Source organism: Pseudonocardia pini, assembly GCF_013870575.1.
GTDB lineage: Bacteria > Actinomycetota > Actinomycetes > Mycobacteriales > Pseudonocardiaceae > Pseudonocardia > Pseudonocardia pini.
On record NZ_JACBXB010000597.1, the window covers coordinates 1 to 3,531 of the forward strand.

Here is a 3,531-nt window from a genome sequence, read left to right on the forward strand (position 1 = left end):
CGCGGCCAGCCCCACCAGCGCGGGCAGCCCCGCGACGGGGGAGACCGGGGTGACCGGGGCGTCGGGGTTCACGGTGACGGGGCAGACGGCCAGCGCCGCGCCCTTGGCGATCGCGTGCGTGGGGTCGGTGTCCACCGTGACGGGGCGGCCCAGCTCCTCGGACACCATCTGCCCCACGAGCGGGACGCGCGAGGAACCGCCGACTAGCAGCACGGCGTCGCGCGCGGCGGGCTGCAGCCCCGCGGACGCGACGGCCCGGCGCAGCGCCTCCACGGTCTCACCGACCTGGTCCCGGATCGCCTCCGAGAACTCGCTGCGGTGCAGCCGGACCGCGCCGCGGTGGCCGGGCAGCAGCACCGGCACGGCCGCCTCCGTGTCCGCGGAGAGGGCCTCCTTCGCCTCGGTGCAGTCCCTCCGCAGCCGGGCGACGGCGGCGAGCACGGCGGGATCGGCCTCGTCGAGCCCGTCGAAGGCCTCGGGCATCCCGGCCACGACGTGGTCGAACACGACCTGGTCGAAGTCCACCCCACCCAGCCGGTCGAGTCCCTCGGGCCTGCCCTGCAACGCGAACCGGCCGTGCTCGCCCTTGCGGACGACGGCGGCGTCGAACGTGCCCCCACCGAGGTCGTAGACGGCGATCGCGGACCCGGGGGCGATCCGCTCGCCCGCCGCGTAGTGCAGCGCCGCGGCCTGCGGCTCGGCCAGGAACGTGACGGTCAGGCCCTGCGCCTCGAGCGCCTCGGCCAGCAGCTCCAGCTTGTGGTCGCCCCAGGACGCGGGATGGCTCACCGCGATGCGCTGGGCGGGCCCGCCCTCCTGGGCGGCGACGGCGTCGACGATCCAGCGGACCAGGCGCGCGCACAGCTCCTCGGCCGCGAACGTCCTCCCGCCGACGACCACCGGGGTCGGGTCGCCGAGCCTGCGCTTGAACTCGCGCACCACCCGGTCGGGATCGGTCAGGGCCCGCCGCTCGGCGGCCTCACCGACGACGAGCTCGCCGTCCGCGCCGACGAAGAGCACGGACGCGACGTCCGTGCGCCGGTCCGACAGGGCGACCATCTCGGGGGCCGTCCAGCCGTCCCCGACGGAGCGGCTGACGGCCGCCGCGCTGAAGGTCGTGCCCAGGTCGATTCCGAGCTGGTAGGCCATCGTTCCCCCCGATGTCCGGCCGCGCTGCCAGGTGTGTGCGCGTGAGGCGCGTACCTACGGCCATCGCGCCTGGTCCGTACGTCGTTATCGTCCCTCAGGAGTAGTTACCACGAATGAGTGACTCCACCGAGTGGAGCACCCATCGATCCCCTGTCAAGACCTCTCCGATCCCCTAATCATCCCCTGGGGGATGTCGTCCGATCCCCGATGGCCGCGCCCGCCGCCGCGCCTAACTTCGGTGGCATCGAGAGGCCGGACGGACCCGGCCGACCGCCCACCTCTTACGGAGACGATCACCATGACGCTGCTCGAGTTCCTCCTCTCCCTCATCGGCGACGAGCCCCAGGACCTGAAGCTCCAGCAGGACTTCGCCGCCAACCCGGTGGCCACCCTGAACAAGGTCGGCCTCGAGGACCTCACCGCCGACGACGTGCACGACGCCCTCGTCCTGGTGCAGGACAACCAGACCGTCGACTTCGGTGACTCGGACGTCAGCACCGGCGGCAACGCGATCGTCGTCCCGCCCGCCCCGGCCTTCGCCGGCCACCACGAGGCCGCGCACGAGGGCCACAGCGCCATCGAGTACATCCAGACCTACGTGACCAACACCGAGGTCCAGGACGGCGACACCGTCCTCGGCTCGCCGGTCAAGCAGGTCATCGACGCGGGCGACGACGTCGAGCAGGTCATCACCACGACCACCACCGCCGCCACCGGCGACGGCGCGGTCGCGGCGCAGGGCGACATCGAGGAGTCCACGGTCACCACGGGCGACGGCAACGCGATCGGCGACGACAGCATCGCCGGGGACGGCAACACCGTCGCCTACGGCGCGGGCGACGCCACCTCCGCGACCGTCTCCGGCACCACCGTCTCGGACGGCGGCGCGTTCTCCGTGACCGGGCCCGCGAGCGGCAACCACTCCACCGCCAACTCGGGCAACACGACGACCACGACCACCGAGAACACGACGACGATCAGCGACTCGAACAACACCGACACCGACATCTCGTACAGCTACGAGAGCGACGACGACTCGGTCGACCTCACCAACGTCGGCAACGACACCCACGTCCTCAGCCACAACGCCGTCGACGTCGACGCCTGACGCTCCCCCCACGATCCGGAGACGCCGAAGATGGACACCCCCACCTCCCTCATCCAGCTCCTGCTGAGCCTGCTGAGCGACCCGAAGGCCGCCGCCGAGTTCCAGGAGAACCCGGCCGCGTTCCTCGAGACCTGCGGCATCACGAACATCACGCCGGAGCAGGTGCACGACGCCGCCGCCCTGGTGGCCGATGAGCAGGACTCGAAGCCGCACCACGGCGGTGAGCAGCATCACCACCACCACACCCCGCCGCCGCCCGCGCCCGACCACGACCACGACCACGACCACCACGAGTCGGCGGTCAAGTACCTGCAGACGATCGTCACCAACAACTGGATCGATGACCGCGACACCACGGTGGACAACTCGGTCAACCAGGTGATCAACGCCGACGGCGACGTCAACCAGGTCATCGACAACGACACCGTCATCGCCTCCGGCGACGGCTCGGTGGCCGCGGGCGACGACATCGAGGACTCGACCGTCACCACCGGCAACGGCAACGCGGTCGGCGACGGCAGCCTCGCGGGCGACGACAACACCGTGGCCTACGGCGGCGGCTCGGCGACCAGCGCGACCGTCTCGGACACCACGGTGTCCGACGGCGGCGCCTTCTCGCTGACCGGTCCGGCGGCCGGTGCGGACACCACCTCGGGCTCGTTCAACGAGCAGAACACCTCTGCCACCACCACGACCACGGTCGAGGACTCGTACAACGAGACCACGAGCTCCGACACCTCGATCAGCACGGACGACGACACCGACACCGTCTCCGACTCGTTCAACCACGACGACCTCGGCAGTCACAACGACGTCGACGTGGCTGTGGGCTGACCCCTCCGGCCCCAACCGGCCCCACCACCCCTGTCACAGGGGGTGGTGGGGCCGTCGCCGTGTGACGGGGCAGGATGGGCGCCGGTCCCCGGGGGAGGGCCGGAGAAGGGGGCGACGATGGCGGTACCCGCGGCGACGGAGCTCGTGGAGCTTGCCCTGACCGCGACCGAGGCGTACGCGCGGCCCGATCTCGGGGCCCGGCTCGAGGCGGCCATGGCGCGGCTGGCGGACCCGAGCGTGCGCGTGCTCGTGGTCGGCGAGTTCAAGCAGGGCAAGTCCAAGCTGGTCAACGCCCTGGTCAACGCGAGTGTCTGTCCGGTGGACGACGACATCGCCACCGCCGTGCCCACCGAGGTCCGGCACGGGGACACCCCCGCCGCGGCGCTGGTCCACGACCGTGAGGGCAGCGAGCAGCGCACCGCCACGCCGCTGGACCGACT

At 71.8% G+C, this 3,531-nt stretch carries 4 protein-coding genes; 3 read left to right on the plus strand and 1 reads right to left on the minus strand.

Annotated elements, in window-relative coordinates; all coding sequences use genetic code 11:
* On the minus strand, positions 1-1,149 hold a 1,149-nt coding region (locus H5J29_RS25470), incomplete at its 3' end, for an Hsp70 family protein (RefSeq protein ID WP_181783554.1).
* A 298-nt stretch (positions 1,150-1,447) separates the two neighbouring features.
* Between H5J29_RS25470 and H5J29_RS25475 the strand changes: the two genes are divergently transcribed.
* From H5J29_RS25475 to H5J29_RS25485, 3 genes are all read left to right on the plus strand, one after another.
* Positions 1,448-2,257, plus strand: coding sequence for an IniB N-terminal domain-containing protein (locus tag H5J29_RS25475; RefSeq protein ID WP_181783555.1), 810 nt, complete (start codon positions 1,448-1,450; stop codon positions 2,255-2,257).
* 30 nt (positions 2,258-2,287) lie between these two features.
* Positions 2,288-3,091 (plus strand): IniB N-terminal domain-containing protein, encoded by an 804-nt coding sequence (locus H5J29_RS25480; RefSeq protein ID WP_181783556.1) that lies wholly within the window; start codon positions 2,288-2,290, stop codon positions 3,089-3,091.
* 117 nt (positions 3,092-3,208) lie between these two features.
* Positions 3,209-3,531, plus strand: a 323-nt coding sequence (locus tag H5J29_RS25485; RefSeq protein ID WP_181783557.1) for a dynamin family protein, incomplete at its 3' end; no start/stop codon positions are given.